General features: G+C 72.0%; 23 protein-coding genes. 8 read left to right on the forward strand and 15 right to left on the reverse strand.

The window, feature by feature from the left end:
* Window positions 1–39 precede the first annotated feature (39 nt).
* Entirely contained in the window at window positions 40–816 is a 777-nt protein-coding gene (locus ACRQ4B_RS05700) for an SDR family oxidoreductase (RefSeq protein WP_439693722.1), read from the reverse strand.
* A 110-nt stretch (window positions 817–926) separates the two neighbouring features.
* Between ACRQ4B_RS05700 and ACRQ4B_RS05705 the strand changes: the two genes are divergently transcribed.
* From ACRQ4B_RS05705 to ACRQ4B_RS05715, 3 genes are all read left to right on the forward strand, one after another.
* Window positions 927–1,490, forward strand: a complete 564-nt coding sequence (locus ACRQ4B_RS05705; protein WP_439693723.1) for a hypothetical protein — start codon at window positions 927–929, stop codon at window positions 1,488–1,490.
* Window positions 1,487–2,119, forward strand: coding sequence for a signal peptidase I (gene lepB, locus ACRQ4B_RS05710; RefSeq protein ID WP_439693724.1), 633 nt, complete (start codon window positions 1,487–1,489; stop codon window positions 2,117–2,119). Before ACRQ4B_RS05705 ends, lepB begins: the two co-directional genes overlap by 4 nt.
* 152 nt (window positions 2,120–2,271) lie before the next feature.
* Window positions 2,272–3,087 carry a helix-turn-helix transcriptional regulator gene (locus tag ACRQ4B_RS05715; RefSeq protein WP_439693725.1) on the forward strand — a complete coding sequence of 272 codons (816 nt, stop codon included), beginning with the start codon at window positions 2,272–2,274 and terminating at the stop codon, window positions 3,085–3,087.
* A 13-nt stretch (window positions 3,088–3,100) separates the two neighbouring features.
* Here the strand turns inward: ACRQ4B_RS05715 and ACRQ4B_RS05720 are convergent, their stop codons facing one another.
* The 5 genes from ACRQ4B_RS05720 to ACRQ4B_RS05740 are packed head-to-tail and all read right to left on the reverse strand — an operon-like array spanning window position 3,101 to window position 7,004.
* A complete protein-coding gene (locus ACRQ4B_RS05720; protein WP_439693726.1) occupies window positions 3,101–3,424 on the reverse strand; it encodes a hypothetical protein in 324 nt (107 codons plus the stop codon).
* A gap of 10 nt (window positions 3,425–3,434) precedes the next feature.
* Window positions 3,435–4,061, reverse strand: coding sequence for a response regulator (locus ACRQ4B_RS05725; RefSeq protein WP_439693727.1), 627 nt, complete (start codon window positions 4,059–4,061; stop codon window positions 3,435–3,437).
* A complete protein-coding gene (locus ACRQ4B_RS05730) occupies window positions 4,058–5,272 on the reverse strand; it encodes a sensor histidine kinase (protein WP_439693728.1) in 1,215 nt (404 codons plus the stop codon). The genes ACRQ4B_RS05725 and ACRQ4B_RS05730 overlap by 4 nt, the downstream gene beginning before the upstream one ends.
* 23 nt (window positions 5,273–5,295) lie before the next feature.
* Window positions 5,296–6,066, reverse strand: coding sequence for an ABC transporter permease (locus ACRQ4B_RS05735; protein WP_439693729.1), 771 nt, complete (start codon window positions 6,064–6,066; stop codon window positions 5,296–5,298).
* The gene (locus ACRQ4B_RS05740; protein WP_439693730.1) at window positions 6,063–7,004 is read right to left on the reverse strand and encodes an ABC transporter ATP-binding protein; all 942 of its coding nucleotides are present in this window, start codon (window positions 7,002–7,004) and stop codon (window positions 6,063–6,065) included. Before ACRQ4B_RS05740 ends, ACRQ4B_RS05735 begins: the two co-directional genes overlap by 4 nt.
* Before the next feature lie 128 nt (window positions 7,005–7,132).
* Here ACRQ4B_RS05740 and ACRQ4B_RS05745 point away from each other — a divergent pair, with 128 nt between their 5' ends.
* Complete coding sequence (locus tag ACRQ4B_RS05745) at window positions 7,133–8,326, forward strand: PP2C family protein-serine/threonine phosphatase (protein WP_439693731.1); 1,194 nt, start codon at window positions 7,133–7,135, stop codon at window positions 8,324–8,326.
* Window positions 8,327–8,335: 9 nt separating this feature from the next.
* Here ACRQ4B_RS05745 and ACRQ4B_RS05750 read toward each other — a convergent pair whose 3' ends face one another.
* Window positions 8,336–9,205, reverse strand: coding sequence for a phosphoribosylaminoimidazolesuccinocarboxamide synthase (locus ACRQ4B_RS05750; RefSeq protein WP_439693732.1), 870 nt, complete (start codon window positions 9,203–9,205; stop codon window positions 8,336–8,338).
* Window positions 9,202–10,470, reverse strand: a complete 1,269-nt coding sequence (purD, locus tag ACRQ4B_RS05755) for a phosphoribosylamine--glycine ligase (RefSeq protein ID WP_439693733.1) — start codon at window positions 10,468–10,470, stop codon at window positions 9,202–9,204. Before purD ends, ACRQ4B_RS05750 begins: the two co-directional genes overlap by 4 nt.
* A gap of 57 nt (window positions 10,471–10,527) precedes the next feature.
* Here purD and ACRQ4B_RS05760 point away from each other — a divergent pair, with 57 nt between their 5' ends.
* Window positions 10,528–10,890 carry a sterol carrier family protein gene (locus ACRQ4B_RS05760; protein ID WP_439693734.1) on the forward strand — a complete coding sequence of 121 codons (363 nt, stop codon included), beginning with the start codon at window positions 10,528–10,530 and terminating at the stop codon, window positions 10,888–10,890.
* Between the two features lie 360 nt (window positions 10,891–11,250).
* Here ACRQ4B_RS05760 and ACRQ4B_RS05765 read toward each other — a convergent pair whose 3' ends face one another.
* Window positions 11,251–13,824 carry a helix-turn-helix transcriptional regulator gene (locus tag ACRQ4B_RS05765; protein WP_439693735.1) on the reverse strand — a complete coding sequence of 858 codons (2,574 nt, stop codon included), beginning with the start codon at window positions 13,822–13,824 and terminating at the stop codon, window positions 11,251–11,253.
* A 108-nt stretch (window positions 13,825–13,932) separates the two neighbouring features.
* On the opposite strand from ACRQ4B_RS05765, the gene ACRQ4B_RS05770 reads away from it, so the two are divergent.
* On the forward strand, window positions 13,933–14,346 hold the full coding sequence (locus ACRQ4B_RS05770; protein ID WP_439693736.1) for a hypothetical protein: 414 nt from the start codon (window positions 13,933–13,935) through the stop codon (window positions 14,344–14,346).
* 78 nt (window positions 14,347–14,424) lie between these two features.
* On the opposite strand, the gene purF is transcribed toward ACRQ4B_RS05770, so the two are convergent.
* The gene (gene purF / locus ACRQ4B_RS05775) at window positions 14,425–15,882 is read right to left on the reverse strand and encodes an amidophosphoribosyltransferase (protein WP_439693737.1); all 1,458 of its coding nucleotides are present in this window, start codon (window positions 15,880–15,882) and stop codon (window positions 14,425–14,427) included.
* Window positions 15,883–15,954: 72 nt separating this feature from the next.
* Between purF and purM the strand changes: the two genes are divergently transcribed.
* On the forward strand, window positions 15,955–17,049 hold the full coding sequence (gene purM / locus ACRQ4B_RS05780; RefSeq protein WP_439693738.1) for a phosphoribosylformylglycinamidine cyclo-ligase: 1,095 nt from the start codon (window positions 15,955–15,957) through the stop codon (window positions 17,047–17,049).
* Window positions 17,050–17,558: 509 nt separating this feature from the next.
* Here purM and ACRQ4B_RS05785 read toward each other — a convergent pair.
* Window positions 17,559–17,780: a DUF3073 domain-containing protein gene (locus ACRQ4B_RS05785; protein WP_439693739.1), complete on the reverse strand. Its 222-nt coding sequence runs from the start codon at window positions 17,778–17,780 to the stop codon at window positions 17,559–17,561.
* A gap of 157 nt (window positions 17,781–17,937) precedes the next feature.
* On the opposite strand from ACRQ4B_RS05785, the gene ACRQ4B_RS05790 reads away from it, so the two are divergent.
* Window positions 17,938–19,050: an NAD(P)-binding domain-containing protein gene (locus ACRQ4B_RS05790; RefSeq protein WP_439693740.1), complete on the forward strand. Its 1,113-nt coding sequence runs from the start codon at window positions 17,938–17,940 to the stop codon at window positions 19,048–19,050.
* A gap of 257 nt (window positions 19,051–19,307) precedes the next feature.
* Here ACRQ4B_RS05790 and ACRQ4B_RS05795 read toward each other — a convergent pair whose 3' ends face one another.
* The 4 genes from ACRQ4B_RS05795 to ACRQ4B_RS05810 form a co-directional block, all read right to left on the reverse strand.
* Window positions 19,308–19,748 (reverse strand): DoxX family protein, encoded by a 441-nt coding sequence (locus ACRQ4B_RS05795; protein WP_439693741.1) that lies wholly within the window; start codon window positions 19,746–19,748, stop codon window positions 19,308–19,310.
* Window positions 19,749–19,857: 109 nt separating this feature from the next.
* Entirely contained in the window at window positions 19,858–20,100 is a 243-nt protein-coding gene (locus tag ACRQ4B_RS05800) for a DUF3072 domain-containing protein (RefSeq protein WP_439693742.1), read from the reverse strand.
* 74 nt (window positions 20,101–20,174) lie between these two features.
* Window positions 20,175–20,912 carry a hypothetical protein gene (locus ACRQ4B_RS05805; RefSeq protein WP_439693743.1) on the reverse strand — a complete coding sequence of 246 codons (738 nt, stop codon included), beginning with the start codon at window positions 20,910–20,912 and terminating at the stop codon, window positions 20,175–20,177.
* An 11-nt stretch (window positions 20,913–20,923) separates the two neighbouring features.
* Window positions 20,924–23,137, reverse strand: a complete 2,214-nt coding sequence (locus ACRQ4B_RS05810; RefSeq protein WP_439693744.1) for an APC family permease — start codon at window positions 23,135–23,137, stop codon at window positions 20,924–20,926.
* Between the last annotated feature and the right edge of the window lie 32 nt (window positions 23,138–23,169).

Consider the following 23,169-nt stretch of genomic DNA (forward strand, 5'->3'; position numbering starts at 1 on the left):
CGAAATGGTTGACGCGTCAACTAAATCGGCGTGAAGCGCCTACTTCGCGCTGAACCCGCCGTCCGACTTGAGCAGTTGCCCGTTCACCCACCCGCCGTCCGGCCCGCACAGGAACCCGACGAGCGCCGCGGTGTCGCTCGGCATCGACGCCCGCCCGCCCGGGGTCTGCGCGATCGCCGCCTGCCGGATCTCCTCGGTCATCCACCCGGTGTCGTTCGGCCCGGGGTTGACGAGGTTCGCGCTGACGTGCACGTCCGCGAGCTCCTGCGCGGCACCGACGACCAACCGGTCGAGCGCGCCCTTGCTCGTGCCGTACGGCAGGTTGAACGCCACGTGGTCGCTCGTCAGTGCGATCACCCGGCGACGGTCCTCCGCGGCGGGTGCGCCGGCCCGGAGCCGTGCCGCGTAGGCCTGCACGAGCAGGAACGGCGCGCGCACGTTCACGGCCATGTGCCGGTCGAACGACTCGAGCGTGGTGGTCGAGAAGTCCGAGTCGACGGACTCGCAGTGCGACATCACGATCGCCGTGACCGGCACACCCGCCTCCGCCTCGGCGCGGCCCACGAGCGCGGCCGCCTGCTCCGGGTCCGCCAGGTCGACCGGGAGGCGCGTCACGCGTGCGCCCGCGTGCTCGCAGTCGGCGACGACGGAGTCGATGCCGTCCGGATCGGCCGCACCGTGCACGCGGGCGTCGTAGGGGCCCCACCACGAGATGGCGAGGTCCCAGCCGTCGGTCGCCAACCGCGCCGCGATGGCGGCGCCGATCCCGGCTCGTCGACCGACACCGGTCACCAGGGCGAGGGGTCTGCGGGACATGGGCCGTGCCTCCAGTCTCGTCGTCGCGGCGGCGCGCCGACCCACCCAGCTTGGCATCGCACTCGGTCCCCTGTCGGCGGAGCGCGCCGGGTCGGGGCCAAGATGGAGGGATGCCACGCACACGACGACTGACCGACCGGCGACGCGGCCGCGGCGGACGTCCGGATCCCGCCGACTTCCCGGTCGAGCAGATGCGCGACCGCATGTCGTCGTACATCTACGGCAACATCACCGTGCTCGCGGCGGCGATCGCCGTCGATCCGGACGCGATCCACCACGGCTCCGCGGTCTGGGCGGTGCTCGCGACGGCGGTGCTCACGTACCTGGCGCACGTGCTCTCGCACCTCGTGGCGCACGGGTTCGGCGGTGACGACGCCGAGTCGGAGGACGCCCGACGCGAATCGGTCGCGACGATCGTGCGGAACGCCAACCCGATCGCGACCTCCGGGCTCATCCCCGCCGTGCTGTACGCCGCCGCGTGGATCGGCTGGTTCCCGGCGCAGTGGGCACAGACCGCGGCGCTCGTCATCCTCGCCGTCCGCATCGGCATGGTCGGCGTCTTCATGCAGCGGTTCAGCGGGAAGCGTCCGACGTTCCTCGGACTCTGGGGCGGCATCGTGCTCGCCGCGATCGCCTTCGTGATCGGGTTCGTGAAGGTGGTGCTGACACATTGAGCGAGCCGACGGTCCCGTCGCCGGGCGCCGAGCCCCGGAAGCGACCGGGTTGGAAGTTCCTCCGTGACCTGGTGGTCATCGTGGTCGTCGCGTTGCTGGCGTCCTTCCTGGTGAAGGCGTACCTCGTCCGGTCCTTTTACATCCCCTCGGCGTCGATGGAGAACACGCTCCTCATCGGCGACCGGGTCATCGTCAACGAGCTCGTCCCCGGGGTCGTGCCGCTGCGGCGCGGCGACGTCGTCGTGTTCCAGGACCCGGGCGGCTGGCTCGGTCCGGGGCAGGGCGACGACCTCATCAAACGGGTGATCGGGTTGCCGGGCGACCGGGTGTCGTGCTGCGACGCGCAGGGACGGCTGTCGGTGAACGGGCACGCGGTCGACGAGCCGTACGTGGTGCTGCAGGCGGGCTCCGACCGGGTGTCGCTGCAGGACTTCTCGGTCACGGTGCCGAAGGGGCAGCTCTGGGTGATGGGCGACAACCGGTACGAGTCGGCCGACTCGCGGGTGCACGGCACGGTGCCGGAGTCGGACGTGGTCGGGCGGGCGTTCCTCACGACGTGGCCGGTGTCCCGGTGGACGGTGCTGTCCCGGTACGGCGACGAGTGGGACGGGGTCCCCGACCGCGGCTGAGCCGCACGCTGCGGCGTGCCGCGCGCCGGCCCGCGCGCGCGAGTCTCGGGCTGAGCGACACGTCGCGCGGTGATCGGCGCGAGATCTGTCGTCCGAGCCGAGTCTCGCGATAGCGTTCGGAGGTCCGTGGACGTCGACGATCGGAGGACGCCGTGCCCGAATCCGATGCCGCGTTCGACTACGTCACCGGGGGCGACGACGACGTCTCACTCCGGAGGATCCACACCGGCGGTCCGCAGTCGGGCACGATCGGTCCGCGGCCGGACCACGTCGTGTTCGTGCTCGCGAACGGGCACGCCACGCTCACGGCCGACGACGGCAGCACGTGGGAGGTCGGGCCCGGACGGCCGATGATGCTCTCCGCGCCGGTGGCGTACGCGTTCGACACCGATGCGACCGCGATGACGCTCCTGCACCTCGCGCCGTCGGTGCTCGGGGACGACGAGGGGCTCGCCGAGTTCGTGCAGCCGGAGCCGTCCGATCCCGGGGTGCAGCCCCTGCTGACGCTGCTGCGCGAGGTCGCCGACCGGATCCTCGACCCGACCCTGGGCCCGGAGGAGCGTGCGGGCCTGAACCGCCGGGTCGCGACCGTCGTCCGCTCCACGTTCACCCGGTCGCGGTCCGACGTCGAGCACCGGCTCCGGCGCGCGATCCACTACGTGCACGAGCACGCCGCCGACGAGCTCGAGGTCGCGGACATCGCGGCCGGTGCCGACCTCAGCGAACGCGGACTGCAGGACCTGTTCCGCCGACGCCTCGCGGTCACCCCGATGCAGTACCTGCGGGAGGTCCGACTCGACCGCGTCCACCTCGAGCTCACGGCTCGGCGGACCGGGATCGTCACGGTCGGGGACGTCGCGCGGCGGTGGCGGTTCGCCCACCTGGGGCGCTTCGCGGCGGCCTACCGTCGGCGGTTCGGCGAGACCCCGAGCGAGTCGCTGCGGCGGTCCGGTCGAGCGGCGGGCTGACGCCGCAGCGCGTTCAGCAGCCCGTCGTGGTCAGCGTGACGGACGCGACCTGGTCGCCGGCGACCGTCGTCCGCTGCGGGCAGAGCTCGTTCGCGCGGACGGTGACGTCGCCGAGCGGGACCCCGGCGAAGTTCGCGGTGCCGCCGGGGAACACCCGCTGGTGCTCGGAGAGCTTGCCGGTGGTCGCCGTGAACACCTTCACCTCGTAGGGGTGGTCCGCGGCGTTCGACGACACCGTGACGGAGAGCTGCCCGGTGGAGTCGTGGGCGCCGCAGCCGGCGAGGGTCAGGACCACGGCGGCGCCGAGGACGAACACGGGGACCACACGACGGAGCACACGATCAAGGCTACGCCGTCCCGATCAACCAGCCGTTGTCCGCAGCGACCCGGAGCGCCTCGGTGGCGTTGCGGGCGGCGGTCTTGCCGATCGCCGAGGACAGGTGGTTCCGGACGGTGCCCTCGGACAGGTGCAGCGAGCCGGCCACCCCGGCCACGGTCGGCGCCGTCCGGAAGGCGATGAGGACGTCGGTCTCCCGCGGGGTGAGCGGTGACGGCCCGGCAGCGAGGGACTCCGCGGCGAGCACGGGGTCGACGACCCGGAACCCACCGGCGACCCGGCGGACGGCGTCGGCGAGTTGCTCGGCGGGGGTGTCCTTCACGACGAACCCCGCGGCCCCGGCCTCGAGCGCGCGGCGGAGGTACCCGGGCCGGCCGAACGTCGTCACGATGAGCGATCGGCACGAGGGCAGTGCGCGTGCGAGTCCCGCGGCCGCGGTCAACCCGTCGGCGCCGGGCATCTCGACGTCGAGCAGGGCGACGGTGGCACCGGACGACCGCGCGGCGTCGAGCACCTCGTCGCCGCGGGCCACCTGGGCGACGACCTCGATGTCGGGCTCGAGTGCGAGCAGGGATGCCAGGGCGCCCCGGACGAGTGCCTGGTCGTCGGCGAGCAGCACGCGGATCGTCTCGGTCATCGTCGCTTCCTCTCGACCCGCAGCAGGAAGCCGCCGAGGTCACTCGTGCCGGTCGACAGCGTGGCACCGACGGCGTCCGCGCGCTCCCGGAGTCCGCGGAGCCCGTTGCCCGGGGTGGCCGACGCGGCTGCAGGGTCGAGCAGGCCCGTCCCGTCGTCCTCGATCGTCAACGCCGTCCGGGTCAGGGTGACCCGCACCCGACTGGCAGCTGCGTGGCGGACCACGTTCGTGACGCCCTCGCGCAGGACCCAGGCGAACAGGCTGCGGACGTCGTCGGCCGCGGCGTCGCCGTCGTCCGGGAGCACCGCGTCGATCCCCGCGGCGTCGAGCGCCGCCCGCACCGACACGAGTTCGGCGTCGAGGTCTGCCTCGCGGTACCCACTGACCGCGCGCCGGAGCCCCTGCAGGGCTTCGCGGGAGAGCCGTTCGACGTCCTGCATCTCGGTCTTCGCCCGCGCCGGGTCGACGTCCACCAGGCGTGCCGCGAGCTCGGACTTCATCGCCACGACGGTGAGGGAGTGGCCGAGCACGTCGTGCAGGTCGCGGGAGAACCGGGCGCGCTCCTCGACGACGGCGAGCCGGGTGATCTCGTCCTGTGCGACGCCGAGTCGCTGCTCTGCTTCGCGCTGGCGTCCGAAGAAGAGCATCGAGGCCCCGACGGAGACGGTGATGACGGGGGCGAACAGGATGCCGCTGTTCACCGCGGTGTCCCACCCGGTGCTCGCGGCGACGAGGAACTGCGCGCCGAGGATCGCGAGGACGACCGCGCCGGCCACCCAGAACCGTTCGGCGACGAACCCGGACAGCGCGGCGACGAGCAACCAGGTCCAGACCGCGAGCGGTCCGACGACGAACAGCAGCGAGCCGGCCAGCAGTGCGACGCCGGCCAGGACGACGACGCGGCCGCGCAGGCTCCGCCGCCACATCAGCTCCGGCGCGAACAGGTACGCCGCGTAGACGACGGCGAGGGCGATCGTCGAGAGCACGTGCGCCCGCAGGCTCCGTCCGTCGCTCCACACCGCGATGAGCTCGAGGACCTGCCAGAGCAACGCGAAGACCGCGCCGGTGTACCAGCGGCGACGCCCGATGCGGATGTCGTCGTCGCTCGCGCCCGGCGGGACGGCCCACGGGAACGAACGCGGGGCCGGCCGGGAGGCGCGGGACGCGTCCGCCGCGCCCCGCGCCTGGGTCGTGCTGGTCACCTCGGACATCGGTGCCAGCGTAGGACCGTCGGTCACTGTCGTGCGGCGTCGCGGCGGTAGCGCCACACGATGACCGCGGCGAGCACGACGGCCCAGCCGGCGAGGACCATCGCCGGTTCGGCCATGCCCGAGGTGCCGGTGGCGCCGGCGCCCATCTGGCCGATGCGGTTCAGCCAGTACGAGGGCAGCAGGTGCGCGACGCTTCCCATCCAGGCCGGCATCACCGACAGCGGGACCCAGAGTCCGCCGAGGATCGCCAGGCCCATGAACACCACCATGAAGAGCGGCTGTGCGAAGGACGGCTTCGCGAACTGACCGATCAGGATCGCGATGAGCGCGAAGGGGACGACCCCGAACCAGATGCCGAACCCGGCTGCAACCCAGTGTCCCGGGTCGAGCGAGGCGTGCAGCCCGACGGTCGCCACGAGCACGGTGATGACGATCGACACGGCGGAGAAGGCCATCGCGGCGATCAGCTTCGACACCATGAACCCCCACCCGGACAGCGGCGTCACGCGGAGTTGTCGGTTCCAGCCGATCGACCGCTCGTTGACGATCGCGAACGCCTGGCTGAGTGCGGCCATCATCGCGCCGTACGACGCCATCTGCAGGGTCGTCACGACGAGGTACTGCAGGTGCGTCGTCGGGTCGGTCTGGCCGCCGAACGCCGAGCCGAACACGAGCAGCATGACGACCGGGATCGCGAAGGTGAAGACCATCGCCCGGACGTTGCGGAGCTGCCGCTTCGTCTCGAGCCAGACGTACCGGATCGGCAGCCGTCCGGAGGTGGTGACGGTGGTCATGCGAGGACTCCTTCGGGAGCGGTGTGCGCGGTGGCTGTGGTGGCGGCCGTGTCGGCGGTGAGGGCCAGGAAGGCGTCGTCCATGGTCGAGGCGACCACCTGGATGTCGCTCGCTTCCGGGAACGACGCGAGCAGGGCCCGGAGCGTGTCGTCGCTGCGGTCCGAGCGGAGCGTGACGGTGCCGTGACGAGCCTCCAGGCCGACCACGCCGGGCAGCCCGCGCAACGCGACGTGCGCGTCGGTACCCACCCCGGAGAACCGCACCGCACGCGTGGCGGTGATCGCCTTGATCGCGGCCGGCGTGCCGTCGGCGACGACCCGACCGGCGCGCATGATGACGATGCGGTCGGCGAAGGTGTCGGCCTCGTCGAGGTGGTGCGTCGCGAAGACGACCGTGCGGCCCGCGTCGGTGAACTCGCGCATCGACGACCAGAAGGTGTGCCGCGCCTCGACGTCCATCGCAGCGGTCGGCTCGTCGAGCACGAGCAGGTCCGGGTCCGAGACGACGGCGACCGCGAAGCGCGCACGCTGCAGCTGCCCGCCGGAGAGCTTGTCGACCCGGCGTCCGGCGATCTCGGTGCAGCGTGCACGGCGAAGTGCCTCGTCGACCGGCATCGGACGGCGGTGTGCCGCGGCGACCAGCGCGACCGCGGCGCGGACCGTCATGTCCGGCAGGAGCGCGCCGCCCTGGAGCATCGCGCCGACCCGTCCGGTGACCACCGCGGCGCGTGGTTCACCGCCGAAGAGCAGCGCCTCGCCGTCCGTCGGCGTCGCGAGGCCGAGCGCGAGGTCGACCGTGGTGGTCTTGCCGGCGCCGTTCGGGCCGAGGAGGGCGACGACCTCGCCCGGACGGATCGTCAGGTCGACGCCGTCGACCGCGGACACGGCGCCGAAGCGCTTGCGGAGCCCGCGGAGCTGGATGACCGGTGTGTCGTTCATGTCGTCCACCCTCGTGCCGGCGGGGCGGTCGTCCCTCTGTCGGACGTCACGATCCGGGCATGACATCTGTCACGCGTCCTCCGTACTGGGGACACTGCGCTGTCCGGTAGGCGCGTTACCGTGGGTGCATGCACCTCGACGCCGACGTCTCCGACCGCACCGCGTCGGATGCCGTCCGTCGGGCCGCCCTGCTCGCCGCGCTCGACGTCGTCGACGGTGGCACCGAGGAACGGTTCGAACGGATCACCCGCATCGCGCGTGAGGCCTTCGGCGTGAGCGGTTCCTTCCTCAACCTCGCCCGCGAGACGGATGTCTTCATCAAGTCGCAGCAGAGCGACACGGCGTTCGGCCCGACGATCCCGTTGCAGGACACGTTCTGCGGCCGGACGCTCGCGGTGGAGGGGCCCGTGGTGGTCCCCGACGCCCGCGCCGACGTCCGGTACGCGGACATGCCGATGGTCGTCGACGACCCGAACGTCCGCTTCTACGCGGGCGTCCCGCTGCGCGCCGGGGAGGACGACGTCAAGATCGGCACGCTCTGCCTCATCGACCCGCAGCCCCGGACCCTCGAGCCCGACGACCTGGCGCTGCTGCAGGAGCTCGGCGTCTGGGCGGAGCGCGAGCTCGCCGCCGGCGCCGACGAGGACCGGCTCCGTTCGGTGCTCGCCGGACTCGAACCGTCCGCGGTCGACGTCCCCGGGTACCGGGTCGGTGGGATGTCGCACCCGCACGGGATCGTGTCGGGGGACTTCCACGACTGGCACCTCGACGGTTCCTCGCTCGTCCTCACCATCGCCGACGTGATGGGCAAGGGGATGTCCGCCGGGCTGCTCGCCGCCACGATCCGCGGCGCGCTGCTCGCGCGCGGGACGTCCTCGACCGGGGACGCCGTGGCAGCGCTCGAAGCGCAGGTCGGACCGGACCTGTCCCGCGCCGAGTCCTTCGCGACGATGTTCCACGGGCGGCTCACCCCGGCCACCGGGCGGATGGAGTTCACCGACGCCGGGCACGGCCTCGCGATCCACCTGCACGCCGACGGCACCGAGACGATCCTGCGCTCGTTCGACCTGCCGATCGGGCTGCACCCGGTCGGGGCCGCACGCGTGACCGGCACGCTCGACCTGGAGCCCGGGGACGCCCTCGTGCTCGTCAGCGACGGTGCGCTCGAGCTGTTCGACTCCACGCTCGCCGCGCTGTCGATCCTCGGCGGTGCGTGGCGGGACACCCCGGACGTCGACACGTTCCTCGGACGGGTCCGGGCACGCGCGGTCGCGCACGACCCGGGGGACGACCTGACCGTCGTCCTCGTCGCGCGCGACTGAGCGCGGCGACTACGCGCCGAGGCGGTCGATGAGCTCGCGGTAGCGTTCGGCCGTCCGCGTGACGATCGACTCCGGCAGTACCGGCGGGGTGCCCTGCCGGTCCCAGTTCGCGCTGAGCCAGTCCCGCACGATCTGCTTGTCGAAGGACTCCGTCCGGTTCCCCGAGCGGGCGTCCCAGTAGCGGCTGGAGTCGCTCGTCAGCACTTCGTCCGCGATCCGGACCTGCCCGGAGGCATCGCGCCCGAACTCGAACTTCGTGTCGGCGATGACCACGCTGCGTTCCAGGGCGATCGCTGCCGCCTCGGAGTACACCCGGAGCGACAGGTCCCGGAGCTGCGACGCGACGTCCGAGCCCACGAGGTCGACCGTCTGCTCGTAGGAGATGTTCTCGTCGTGCTCGCCCTGCGGCGCCTTGTACGCCGGCGTGTAGATCGGTTCCGGCAACCGGTCGCCGTTCGACAGGCCCGCGGGCAGGGGGACGCCGCAGACGCTGCCGGACTCCTGGTACTCGGCCCAGCCGCTGCCCACGAGGTACCCGCGGACGACGCACTCGACGGGGAACATCTCGAGCGGCATCACGTGCATGGACCGCGACGCGACCGACGCGGGCACGGGGGTCCCGCCGGCGGACGGCGCGATGAGGTGGTTCGGGACGTCGGCCAGCCGGGTGAACCAGAACCGGGACAGCCGGGTGAGCAGTTCGCCCTTGCCCGGGATGGGCGGTTCGAGGGCGAAGTCGTAGGCGCTCACCCGATCGGACGCGACGAGGAGCAGCTCCGTGGCGCTCGCGACGTCGGCGGTGCCGGCGGGGACGTAGAGCTCGCGGACCTTGCCGGACGAGACGTGCGTCCAGCCGTCGAGCTCCGGTACGCCGTTCACCGGGCGACCTTCGCGGCGATGTCGGTGCGGAACTGCGCGCCGGCGAGCGTGATGTCGCCCACGCCGGCGTACGCGCGCTCCCGGGCCTCGGCGAAGGTGCTGCCGGTCGCGACGACGCTCAGCACCCGGCCGCCGGTGGCGACGAGCTGGCCGTCCAGGACCCCGGTGGCGGCGTGCGCGACGGAGACGCCGTCGCGGGCGTTCGCGGCGTCGATGCCGGTGACGGGGCGACCGGTCTGCGGGTTCTCCGGGTAGCCCTCGCTCGCGAGCACGACGGTGACCGCCGCGTCCGGACGGAACGACGGCTCGGGGGCGGAGCCGAGCTGCCCGGTCGCCGCCGCGAGCATCAGGCTGCTCAGCGGCGTCGCGAGCCGGGGGAGGACGACCTGCGTCTCCGGGTCACCGAAGCGGGCGTTGAACTCGATGACCCGCACGCCCTGCTCGGTGACGATGAGGCCGCAGTACAGCAGGCCGACGAAGGGGGTGCCCTCGTGCTCGAGCCGGCGGACGGTGGGGAGTGCGACGAGGTCGGTGACCTCGTCGACGAAGGCGCGCTCGGACTCCCAGCGGTCGGCGAGCCACGGCAGCGGCGAGTAGGCACCCATGCCGCCGGTGTTCGGTCCGGCGTCACCGTCGGCGAGGCGCTTGTAGTCCTGCGCGGGGCTGAGCGGGCGGACGTCGTGCCCGTCGCTCAGGAAGAACAGCGAGACCTCTTCGCCGTCGAGGAACTCCTCCACCACGACGTGGCCGTGCTGGAGCCAGTAGGTGGCGTGGTCGATCGCCGCCTGCCGGTCCTCGGTCACCAGGACGCCCTTGCCGGCGGCGAGTCCGTCGGCCTTCACGACGTAGGGGGCGCCGAGTTCGTCGATCGCGGCGACGGCCTCGTCCGCGGTGCCGGCGTACACCGGGCGACCGGTGGGCACGCCCGCTTCGGCCATGATCCGCTTGGCGAACGCCTTCGAGCCCTCGAGCTGCGCGGCGGCCTTGCCCGGGCCGAACACCGGGATGCCCCGGGTGCGGACGGGGTCGGCGACGCCGGCGATGAGCGGTGCCTCGGGCCCGACGACCACGAGCTCGATGCCGTTCTCGATCGCGTACTCGGCGACGAGGGCCCCGTTCGTCGGGTCGAGGGACACCGTCTCGACGTCGGCGGCGATGCCGGCGTTGCCGGGCGCGGCCGTGATGACGTGACCGGCTCGTTCAGCGAGCAGGGCCGTGATGATCGCGTGCTCGCGGGCACCGGAACCGAGGACGAGGATTCGCACCCGATCACCCTACCCAGCCGGAGGAGCCCGTTGCGATGCGACGACTAGCCTGTGGACATGCCACCCAGGAGGATCGAGGACGCCGAGGGCCGCGTCGCACTCACGGCCGTGCAGCAGGGGGCCACGGCCCGACCGACCCTGGCGACCGCGGTCCGGTGGTCCCTGCAGCGGCTCGCGGAGGACGTGCCGGGCAACAGCGTCGAGGTGCGCGTCCCGCCGTTCGCCGCGGTCCAGGCCGTGCCCGGTCCTCGACACACCCGTGGCACCCCGCCGAACGTCGTGGAGACCGACGCGTCGACGTGGTTGGCGCTCGCCACCGGCGAGCTGCTGTGGGACGAGGCCGTCGCGCAGTCGCGCGTGAGCGCGTCCGGGTCGCGCGCGGACCTGACGGCGTTCCTGCCGGTCCGGTTGGACGGCTGAGGCGGCTGAGGCTATCCGGACCACCGGCACGAGGACGGCGCAGACCACCGGACTGGAGGCACGGTGCGGGCCCGCCACGGGCCTCCCGGCCCATGCGTACGCAAGTACCTAGCGTCCCTAATCGAATTAGGTAGCACCTACTGATGTGACGACACCGACCGGCTGCGTACCGTGGAAGTCGCCGGGATTCGGACCCGACCCGAACGGGTCCGAACCCGGCGACAGGGTCCAAGGTACGCGACTTCCGTCACACCGTGTCAACCGTTCCGGCGAGTCGTGCTGCATTCCGCAACGAACCTGCGAGTTCCGGATGCGTTCTTGCGTCTCGGCGGGTCGTCAGGGACTGCCCCGACGGGCACGTCAGAGGAGTTCGGCGAGCTCCGCCCGAGCGTGCAGATCCCACTTGGTGAACACCCGCGACAGGTGTGCGTCGATCGTCCGCACGCTCAGTCCGAGCGTCTCGGCGATGCGCCGGTTGCTCAGCCCCTCCGAGGCGAGCTTCGCGACCTCGTACTCCCGGTTCGTCAAGTGCGGCTTCGAGCGGCCCGCGCTGACCGCCATGCCGTGCGAGGCGAGGACGCCCTGCGCCGCGATGATCCGCGTGCGGTCGTCCGCCCGGATCGCATCGGCGTACTCGACGATCGCGCCGGCGAGCGGCCCGTCCACACGTGCCGCTGCGGCGCGCATCCGGTCGAGCGACGCAGCGGCGTCCCGTCCGTTCTGCAGGTCGTGCGCGTAGTGCAGCGTCTGCGCGTACATGACGTGGGTCCACGAGCCGGCGGTCGACGCGCGCTCGATGATGTCGTCCGCGTGCCGGAGCCCGGCCGGGTTGCCGAGCAGTGCCTCCGTCCACGCGATCGACACCGCGACCTGCTCGCCGATGATCCGCATCGCCCGGAGCGGGGTCGACCGTGCGCGCTCGAGTGCGGCCGTCGCCTCCTCGGTGCGTTCCGCGTACGCGTACGACAGGGCGAGGCGGGCCCACGGGTAGGCCGCGAACCCGCCGTGGTCCGCGACGTCGTACCGCTCGCAGGCCGCCGAGAACGCGGTGACGGCGTCGTCCCATCGTCGCTGCGCGATCGCGAGGTTGCCGTCGCCGATCAACTCCAGCGTGAAGTCGTACTTCAGGTACGGGCTGGAGCGACGGACCGGCACCTCGGTGATGAGGTCGGTGATGTCACCCCGCCAGACCTGCACCTGGTGCATGACCGACACGATCTCGCCGACGCTCCACGGTGCCTCCTCGAGGTGCTCCACGGCGGTCGCCAGGCACGCCTGCCCGAAGGCCACGGCGTCGTCGAGCCGCCCGGCGGTCGCGAGGGCCATCACCGCACACGGCGCCAGGCAGAGGAACCCGAGCGGGACCGTGGGGGCGTGCACCATGCCGGACCGGTCGAGTTCGGCGCGGACCTCGTCGAAGCGACCGCCCCAGCCGAGGTGCGCGAGCCGCAGCAGCCGGAGCCGTTCGACGGCCGCACCGGAGACGAACCGCGTCGCGACGTCCGTCAGGGCCACCGCCGCCAGGGTGTCGTCGTCGTGGAACTGCCGGATGTTCGCGAGCGTCTCGCAGGCCTCGATGACCGCGCGGTCGTCGACCTCGTCCGGGTTCGCCCGGGCCACCGCCCACGCGGCCTCGGCGTCGACCCGGCCGGCCTCGCGCCCGGTGCTGTACGAGTGCGCGAGGGACCGCAGGCAGTGCGCCGCGACCCGCTCGGTGGCCGTCAGAGTGGTGCGGAGCGCGGCCGAGGCGAGCGCGACGGCGCTCTCGTGCTCCTGGAGGCGCACGGCGACCTGGGCTGCGTCGAGCAGCTGGTCCACGGACGGCAGCACGCCGCACTCCAACGACCAGAGGGCGGCACGGAGGCGGGCGGCGGGCGGGGCGCCCTCGGGCCGGTCGGTCCGGAAGGCGTTCGCCCGGGCGAACAGCGCCGTGCGCCGGGCGACGGGGACGAGACCGCGCACCACCTCGCCGACGAGCGGGTGCGACGGTCGGACCACGGCGGCGCCGTCCTCGAGCGTGTCGATGCGGACCAACCCGAGCGCCACCACCCGATCGACGTCCCCGCCGCTCACCAGGCCGATCAGCGTCGCCAGCGGGATCGGGTCGGCGAGGGCGACGATGTCGACGACGTCGCGGAGGTCCTCCGGCAGCGCGCCGAGTTCCGTCCGGTACATGTCCGCCAGGCTGTTCGACGCGGTGACCCGGCCACGCCAGTACCAGCCCGACGCCGTCTGCTCGAGGGCACCGGAGGTCAGCGCCGCCCGGACGACCTCGCGCAGGTACAGCGGGTTGCCCGACGTCGCCCGGTGCACCCGCTCCGCCGACGCCGTCTCGAGCTGGGCACCGAGGGCCTCGGCGATGAGCGACGAGGTCTCGTGCAGGTCGAGGGGTTCGAGGTCGATCCGTTCGAGGAGGTCGTCCTGCCACAGCGCGCGCAGCGGCTCGGGGAGTGCCGAGAAGTCCCGGCAGGTGAGCACCAGTCGCGCGTCCTGCTCCCGCACGAGCCACGCGACGTACCGGGCGGAGATCGCGTCGAGGTGGTCGGCGTCGTCCACGCGGAGCAGGACCTCACGGTCGGCCAGGTCTGCGGCGGCGCGGAGGTGCTGCTCGGCACCGCCCGCACCGACGAGCTCGGCGAGGGACGCCGGCAGCTCGCCGAACCGCTCGGCGACGGCACCGAACGGCATGGAACGGCCCGCGGCCACCGCGGTGATCGGCACGACGAGGGTCCGGCCGGAGCGGTCCCGTCCGGCGACCCGGTCGGTCACCCGGCCGGCCGCGGAGCTCTTGCCGAGCCCGGGCGCACCGACGAGCGCGACGCTCCAGCGGTGCTCGGCGACCACCGACACGGCCCGGTCTTCCTCACGGCGCTGGAGGATCGGCCACGCCACACGGGCCGGCACACGAGGCGCCCGCGCAGTCCGTTCGCGCATCCGCCTCACCTCCTCCCCGTCAGATACCGATCGGTCTCGACCATCCTCCCCCGGATCTGACCGCCCGTGCAGGCCCGAGCACGTCCCACAGTGGGGGACAATGGACGGGTGAGCAACACCGATCGACCCGACGAACGACCGGCTCCGGCGCCGAACGCCGTCACCTCCTCCGACGAGGTGACCATCCGCCGCGCCCCGAAGTTCGGCGTCTTCATCGTGGGTGGCGCACTGCTCGGCTTCGTCGCGACGCTGATCGTGGTGTCGCTCACGATGAACATCGACCGCGGCGACCAGCAGGAGACCGCGAGCTTCGGCAGCCTGGTGGGGTACTTCAGCCTGTGGGGCGTCACCATCGGCGCCTTCGTCGGCGCGCTCGTCGCCGTCGTGCTCGACCGCGTCTTCGCGCGGCGCGCGGCTCGCCTGACGGCGGAGCGGGTCGAGGTGGAGCTGCCGCCGGAGACGGTGGAGGGCGAGATCGAGGACCACCGGGTCGAGCGGGACCCGGGCGACCCGACGCAGTAGACGTCACGGCGACGGACGGGAGGCGCGGTGCCAGCTGGCACCGCGCCTCCCGTCCGTCGGCTCACATCGTGAGCGGGCTCAGCTGAGCTGGTTGGCCTCGACCCAGGACAGGTACTCCGGGCTCACGGTGCCCGTGACGTACTCGCCCGTGAAGCAGCTCATCTCGAGGTCGGTGACGTCCGACCCCTCGATGATCGCGTCGCGCATGTCGCCGATCTCCTGGTAGATCAGGTGGTCGCTGCCGAGCACCTTGTTGATCTCCGGGATCTTCCGGTCGTGCGCGATGAGCTCCGCGCGGGTCGGCATGTTGATGCCGTACACGTGCGGGAAGCGCACCGGGGGAGCGGCGGACGTGAACGTCACCTCGTTGGCACCGGCGGCGCGGGCCATCTCGACGATCTCCTTGCTCGTCGTGCCGCGCACGATCGAGTCGTCGACGATGAGGATGTTCTTGCCCTTGAACTCGGACGACATCGCGTTCAGCTTCTGCCGCACGGACCGCTTGCGTTCCGCCTGCCCGGGCATGATGAAGGTGCGGCCGACGTAGCGGTTCTTGTAGAAGCCCTCGCGGTACTCGATGCCGAGCTTCTGCGCCACCTGCATCGCCGCCGGTCGTGACGAGTCCGGGATCGGCATGACGACGTCGATGTCCCCCGTCGGCGCGTACTGCGCGATGGTGTCCGCGAGACGGTTGCCGAGACGGAGCCGGGCGTCGTACACCGAGATGCCGTTCATCACCGAGTCGGGACGGGCGAGGTAGACGTACTCGAACGAGCACGGCACCAGGCGCGGGTTCTTCGCGCACTGGCGGGCGTGCATCTGCCCGTTCATCTCGATGAAGACCGCTTCGCCCGGTGCGACGTCGCGGACGATCTCGTAGCCGCCGGACTCGAGGACCAGCGACTCGGAGGCGACGACCCACTCGGGGTTGCCGGCCTCGTCGAACTTGTGCCCGAGGATCAGTGGCCGGATGCCGAACGGGTCGCGGAACGCGAGCAGGCCGTGCCCGGCGATGGTGGCGATCGCGGCGTAGGAGCCCTCGACGCGCTCGTGCACCCGCTCGACGGCGTCGAAGACCTGGCCGGGGTCGAGGTCCTTACCGCGCACCTGGCCCTGGAGCTCGTGCGCCAGGACGTTGACGAGCAGCTCGGTGTCGCTCGACGTGTTGAGGTGCCGACGGTCGATGTCGAACAGCTCACGCGTCAGTTCGCGCGTGTTCGTCAGGTTGCCGTTGTGCACGAGGACGATGCCGTACGGCGCGTTCACGTAGAACGGCTGGGCTTCCTCCTCGTTGCTCGCAGCACCCTTCGTGGCGTAGCGGACGTGCCCGAGGCCCATCGTGCCGAGCAGGGCCCGCATGTCACGGGTGCGGAAGGACTCCCGCACGTGCCCACGCGTCTTGTGCATGTGGTGGATGTGACCCTCGACCGTGGCGATGCCCGTCGAGTCCTGTCCCCGGTGTTGCAGGAGGAGCAGAGCGTCGTAGATGGATTGGTTTGCGGGCCCCTGCGCAACGAGGCCGACGATGCCGCACATTCGCGGAGTGCTCCAGACCGTAGAATCGGGTGGTACCGAACAAGTCTGCCATGCCCTAGCGGAGGACTACGCATGCCCAACCCGTACGCAGAGGCCGGCGTCGACACCGCTGCCGGTGACCTCGCAGTCGAGCTCATGAAGTCCGCCGTGTCGGCGACGCACAACACGTCCGTGCTGGGCGGTGTGGGTGGGTTCGCCGGACTCTACGACGTCTCGTTCCTGAAGGACTTCGAACGTCCGCTGCTCGCGACCTCGACCGACGGCGTCGGCACGAAGGTCGCGATCGCGCAGGCGATCGACAAGCACGACACCATCGGACAGGACCTCGTCGGCATGGTCGTCGACGACATCGTCGTGGTCGGGGCGAAGCCGCTGTTCATGACGGACTACATCGCCTGCGGCCGGGTCGTGCCGAACCGGATCGCGGACATCGTCGCCGGCATCGCCCGCGGCTGCGCCGAGACCGGGACCGCCCTGGTCGGTGGCGAGACGGCCGAGCACCCGGGGCTGCTCGGGCCGGACGACTACGACGTGGCCGGTGCCGCGGTCGGGGCGGTCGAGGCCGGTTCGGTCCTCGGTGCGCCGCTCGTGCAGGACGGCGACGTCGTCGTGGCGATCGCGTCCTCGGGGCTGCACTCGAACGGGTACTCCCTCGTGCGGCACATCCTGTCCTCCCGCGGCGTCGGCTACACGGACTCGCTGCCGGAGCTCGGCGGCCTCGTGGGTGAGGCACTGCTCGAGCCCACGCGGCTCTACACGGCGCCGCTGCTGTCCCTGATCGACCAGCACCCGGGCGCCGTGCACTCGCTCTCGCACGTCACCGGTGGTGGCATCGCGGCGAACCTGGCGCGCGTGCTGCCCGTCGGGTCGTGGGTCGAGGTCGACCGCTCCACGTGGGAACCCCTGCCCGTCTTCCGGGTGCTCGCCGACATGGCCGGCACCCCGATCGAGGACACCGAGGGCACCTGGAACCTCGGCATCGGCATGTTCGCCGTCGTCTCGGTCGCTGCTGCGTCGGACGTCATCGCGTCGCTCGGGGCCGCCGGTCTGGCGTCGTGGAGCGTCGGGACGATCTCGACGTCCGCGCGGGACCTCACCGGGTTCGAGCAGGGCGCCAAGGGTGTCGACGGCGGTGCCGTCCGGCTCGTGGGGGCGTACGCGGGCTGAGCGCCGGCGCGGGGCCGCGGGCTGTGGGGGCGCGCGGCCCCGCCTGTCCCACTGACGTCGCTGCCCCGTGCTGTCGGGCGTGCCGTCGGCCGTGCTGTCGGCCGTGCGGCGTTGGTCGCAGGACTTGCCGTCGGTGTTCCGCGGTGGTCGCAGGACGGGCCGTCGGTGTTCCGCGGTGGTCGCACGACATGCCGTCGGCCTGTGCCCGGGGCGACACGTCGTGCGACCGCGGCGTTGCCGTGACGGCATGTCGTGTGACCAGCCGTGGCCGGTCCGGCGCGCACGGCCCGCTGACCTCGAACGACTCCGTCGACGTCGTACGACGTCGACCTCGTCGCCAGTTGCAGACGCGGTCTGTCTCGCACGCGGGGTTGCGACAGAACCGCTGTCGGGGGACGTCGACGGTGTCGTTCCGCGTCCGCGCGAGCGCTCGGGCGGCCGCGGATCCCCGGGCACGACGAAACGCCGCGCTGCCCCGAGGGGTGCGCGGCGTCGTCATCGAGCCGAGATCAGGCGGACTTGTTCTGGTCCTGTTGGGTTTCGAGCTCGTCACCTTCGTCGTACTGGTCATCACCGTATTGGTCTGCCCAGCGGTCGACGTAGGAGTTCTCGTCCGAGTGTTGCCCGGCGGAGAGCTCGCGTTCGAGCGCACCGTAGTTCGTCTCCGGGCTGAAGTACTTCAGCTCCCGGGCGACCTTGGTGTGCTTTGCCTTCTGACGGCCGCGCCCCATGCGTGACCCCCTCGTGATCGGCTCTGGTCCGGTCCTGGCGGGTGAGGAGTCACCCGGGGAACCGGACGGTTCGTGGTTTGAAATCTGCCGATCACTCTACCATGTACCCCGATCTGGACGTCGCCGCGACGGCCCCGCCCACAGCAGAATCGAAGTGATGACAGACGACGCGCAGGACCCGGCCGACCAGTACGCCCGGGTCGTGGTGATCGGTGCGGGCCAAGCCGGGCTCTCCGTGGGATACCACCTCCGGCGCCTCGGCCTGACGCCCGGGAGCGACCTGGTGCTCCTGGACCGGGCACCGAGCACCGGTGGCGCGTGGCAGTTCCGCTGGGAGGCCCTGCGGCTCGGGGCCGCCCACCGCGTGCACGACCTGCCCGGCATGAACGCGATGGGACTCCGGTTCGACGACGCCGATCGGTCGCGGCCGGCCCGGGACGTCGTCGGGGAGTACTACCGGCGCTTCGAGCAGCACTACGACCTGCGGGTCCGTCGCCCGGTCGCGGTGTCGTCCGTTTCGCGCGCCCACGACCGGCTCTGCGTCGTCACGAGCTCGCCCGACGGCAGGACAGCCCGGATCGCCGCCGAGGTGGTGGTCAACGCCTCCGGCACCTGGGGCACGCCGTTCGTCCCGTGGTACCCCGGCCGGGACGTCTTCCGGGGCCGGCAGGTCGACACCACCGAGTACCGCAACGCGACGGAGTTCGCGGGGCAGGACGTGGTGGTCGTCGGCGGCGGCACGAGCGCCATCGGGTTCCTGCTCGAGCTCGACGGCGTGGCCGCCCGGACCCGCTGGTTCACCCGGCGCCCGATGGTGTGGTCGGACACCGCGGCGCTCGACCTCGAGGCAGCGGTCGCGGCGGTCGACGAACAGGACCGGGCGGCTCGGGCTGGGGAGACCCTGCCGAGCATCGTGAGCGGGACCGGCGTGCCCGTCACACGGCGCATCCGGGCCGGCATCGACCGCGGGGTCCTCCGGGAGTCGCCGATGTTCACCCGCCTCGACGAGACCGGGGTCGTCACGGCGGACGGCGAGCACGTGCACGCCGACGCGGTCGTCTGGGCGACCGGCTTCCGGGCGGACCTGCGACACCTCGCGCCGCTGCACCTGCGGACCGCGGCTGGCGGGGTCGTCGTCGAGGACGGACGCTCCGTCGACGAACCGCGGCTGTTCCTCGCCGGCTACGGCCCGCAGGCGTCGACGATCGGCGCGAACCGAGCCGGTCGGCGGATCGCCCGCCAGGTGATGGACGTGCTCACCGCCGAGTGACCCCGCACGGTGCGGGCCCGGCGTGCCACGCGACGTCGCACCGTGCGAGGCGCGGCACGCCACGCGACGTCGCACCGTGCGAGGCGCGGCGCGCCACGCGACGTCGCACCGTGCGAGGCGCGACTGGCACCGTGCGAGGTTCCTCGCGGTGTGGGAGCCGACCGGGTTCGCACAGCGCGCGGAACCTCGCACGGTGCGGAGCGAGGGTGCTCAGGACCCGGCACGGTGCGAGGCCCCGCGGGACGACAGGCTGCGTGTCAGGCGGGCAGCGGTTCCTGCACGCCACGGCGACGGCGCGAGGCCCGGAGGAACGCCGCGTCGACCGAGAATCGGCCCGGACCCGTGAGCGCCACCGCGAGGGACGCCACGGCGAGCACGAGCACGTACTCGAACCCGCCGTCCTGCGAGTAGAAGCCGGAAGAGGCATGGGCGAGGAGGCCCGCCACGACCATGTCCACCGCGAGCAGGACGCCCACCACGCGGGTGGCGACCCCGAGGACCAGGAACACCCCGCCGACGAGCTCCAGCCCCGCGACGAGTGGTGCGGCGACCTCGGCGAGCGGGACGCCCATGCCGGAGAAGCCCTGGGCCACGGTGCCGATGCCCTGGGCGAACTTCTGGGCGCCGTGGGCGATGAAGACCACGCCGAGGACGATGCGGAGCGCGGTCAGGCCGATGGAGGTCGATTTCGTTCGCATGGCGTCGAAACTAACCGGTGACGCGTCATCGTTCCCCCTCGTCCGGGGGACTGCCCGGGCATCACCAGGACATGCCCAGGCCCGGGTCCACCGAACGGCGGACCGACGCTCAGGAAGCGCCGCGTCCGGTCTGCTGCTGGAGTCGGTCGATGTGCTCCGAGGCCTCGGCCTTCGTGAGGTCGGCCGGCAACTCCTCACCGGCTTCGCGGGCGAGGGTGTCGAGGTAGCTGCGCTGCGGGCCCGTCATCGGCTCGTCGCCGGTGACCCACTGCTCGGGGTCCTTGCTCGCGTCGGTCGACGGGTCGGGGCGTGCGCCACCGAGGGTGTCCGGGGTCTGGTCTGCATCACTCATGTCCGAGACGCTACGCCGCACCCCCGACCGTCACGCCCACGATGGCGTCCCCCGGACGACGAGCGTGCACCGCGTCAGACGGGGACCGCGGTGTACCGGACCAGGTCCGGCCCGACCGAACTCGTCGCGATCGGCACGGAACGGTCGTCCCGGCGGATCCAGATCGTCGCCGCGCGCTCGTCGATCCGATCGACCTCGTGCAGTGCCCCGTCCAGCAGCACCGAGGCACTGACGAGCACGTGCCCGGAGGCCTGCCGCGGCGGCAGCCCGACGACGTCGTCGCCGAACGCCGGGTGCCGACCCGGGGACAGGAACGGCGACACCGGGGTCGTCACCACCTCGAACCCACGGTCGACGGGACGGATCACCACCAGGCGCACCGCCTGGTCGGTGGGCAGCGGGACGTCCGCGACCGGAGCGTCCGCCGGACCGGCCAGTGCGCGGAACGCGGGCCGACCGTCGGGGCCGAGCCGTGCCTCCAGGCCGTCGATCCGGACCCGGCCGCGACCGCGCGAGTCGGCGTACGTGCCGGGCTCGAGTCCGGACTGGCGCGCCTCCGGTCGGGAGACGACCACACGGTCCGGCCGGTACCAGTCCCGGAGCGTGGCCGGGTCGACCCAGCCGATGCGTTCGGACGCGTCCTCGGCGGCCCGCTCGTCGAGGGCGCCGAGGGGGTGTGGTCCGCGGACGGCGACGAGTCCCTCGTGCGGGCCGCCGGCGGTGGGTTCGTGGTCGAGCACCTCGACGCGCTTCGAGACCTTGCCGCCGTGCCCGTCGAACGTCGCGAAGGTCCGCAGGTCGGAGATCGTCATGACGTCAGATGCTACGACGCACGACCGTCGCCGCGCGGCGGTGACGGGACGAGCACGCGCATCTCGCCCGTGCACTGGGTCTGGTCGACGCCCTCGGCCGGACCCGCCGGCCGGGTGGCGCGACGCGGCTGGAGGCTGTTCCGCTGCGCCGAGCGGAGCAGGCGGTCGTCCTCGGCCTCGTGCTGGAAGACGCCGTGCGGGGACCGACGCAGCGCCGGCCGGATCGGTTCGCCACGGCGTTCCTGACCGGGCAGCGGGCGGGACCGCCGGCCGTACAGCAGCTCGGAGGAGTCGAGCAGCCACGGCACCAGGGCGACGGTGACCCCGTGCACGAGCAGCAGCTTCTTCCGGATCCGGCGGCCGCGGTGGTTGTGCAGGAAGGTCTCCCACCAGTGCCCGACGACGAACACCGGGGTGTACACCGTGACGACCTCGGAGCCGTGCTCCATGCGGTGCGCCTTGATGTACTTGATCAGCGGCATCGAGATGTCGCGGTAGGGGCTCGGCACGATCGTCAGCGGGACCTCGATGCCCCAGTCCGCCCACTGCGCCTGCAACCGGGCCGACTCGGCGTCGTCGATGGCGACGTGTACGGCCTCGAAGCTCGCGTGCTTGGCAGCGATGGCGTAGTCGAGCGCCTTCAGGACGGGCTTCTGCAGCTTGTTCACCAGCACGATCGCGTGGTCGCCGGTCGCGCCGAACTGGGTGTCCTCGTCGGCCTCGATCTCGTGCGAGACGTCCCGGTAGTAGCGGTTCACGCCGAGCATGAGCAGGAACAGGATCGGCATGATCAGGAACACGAGCCAGGCGCCGTGGGTGAACTTCGTGATCGTGACGATGACCAGGACGACGAAGGTGAACGTCGCCCCGGTGGCGTTGATCGCCCGGGAGCGCATGACCTGCCCGCGGTTGACGGGTTCGGCGGCGGTGCCGGCCCGGTCCTCGCGCAGCAACCGCGTCCAGTGCACGATCATCCCGGTCTGGCCGAGCGTGAACGACACGAAGACGCCGATGATGTAGAGCTGGATCAGGCTCGTGACGTTGGCCCGGTACACGATCAGCAGCGCGGCCGCGACGAGCGCGAGGACGATGACGCCGTTCGAGTAGATGAGCCGGTCCCCGCGGGTGGACAGGGCCTTCGGGGCGTATGAGTCACGGGCGAGGATCGAACCGAGCAGCGGGAACCCGTTGAACGCGGTGTTCGCGGCGAGGAGGAGCACCGCGGCGGTGGTCGCCTGGATGACGAAGAACAGGACGGTGTCGTTGCCGAACGTCGCTGCCGCGATCTGGGCGATCAGGGAGCGCTGCGGCGTGGTCGAGCAGTTCGCGAAGCCCTGCAGGTCGCAGGCGCTCTCGGCGTAGTGCACGCGGGAGATCAGGGCGAGCGTGATGAGCCCGACGAACAGGACGATGGCGATCGACCCCATGAACACGAGGGTCATCTGGGCGTTCTTGATCTTCGGGCGGCGGAACGCCTGCACGCCGTTCGCGATCGCCTCGACACCGGTCAGCGCCGAGCAGCCGGACGCGAAGGCACGCAGGAGCAGCAGGATGAAGGCCGCCTGCGTGGTGTGCTCGACGTTCTGCACCGTGTACGCGGCGGACTCGGCGACCGGGGCGTTGCCGGCGGCGGCGCGGACGAGCCCGACGACGACCATGACGAAGACCGACCCGACGAACAGGTACGTCGGCACGGCGAAGGCCTTGCTCGACTCGCGGACGCCGCGGAGGTTCGCGGCCGCGAGCAGCACCACGAAGAGCAGGGCGAGCTCGACCCGGAACTCGTTGAGCACGGGGAGCGCCGAGATGATGTTGTCCACGCCGGACGCCACGGACACGGCGACCGTCATCACGTAGTCGACGAGCAGGGCGCTCGCGACGACGAGCCCGGCCTTCTCGCCGAGGTTCCGGTGCGCGACCTCGTAGTCGCCACCGCCGGAGGGGTAGGCCTTGATGAGCTGGCGGTAGGACGCGACGACCACCAGGAGCAGCAGCACGACGAGGGCGGCGACCCAGGGGGCGAACGTCAGGAACGCCATCCCGCCGAGCAGCAGGATCATGAGGAGTTCCTGCGGCGCGTACGCCACGGAGGACAGCGGGTCACTCGCGAAGATCGGCAGGGCCAGGTGCTTCGGGAGGAGCTGTCCCTCGAGCTTCTCGGAGGGGAGGGGATCCCCGATCAGTCGCGCTTTCAACGACCGGATCTCGTTCGTCACGAGCGGCAAACCTACTCGTTTCGGAGCGCGAGTCAACACGG

The organism is Curtobacterium sp. SP.BCo (assembly GCF_051903265.1).
In the GTDB taxonomy this organism is placed as follows: domain Bacteria; phylum Actinomycetota; class Actinomycetes; order Actinomycetales; family Microbacteriaceae; genus Curtobacterium.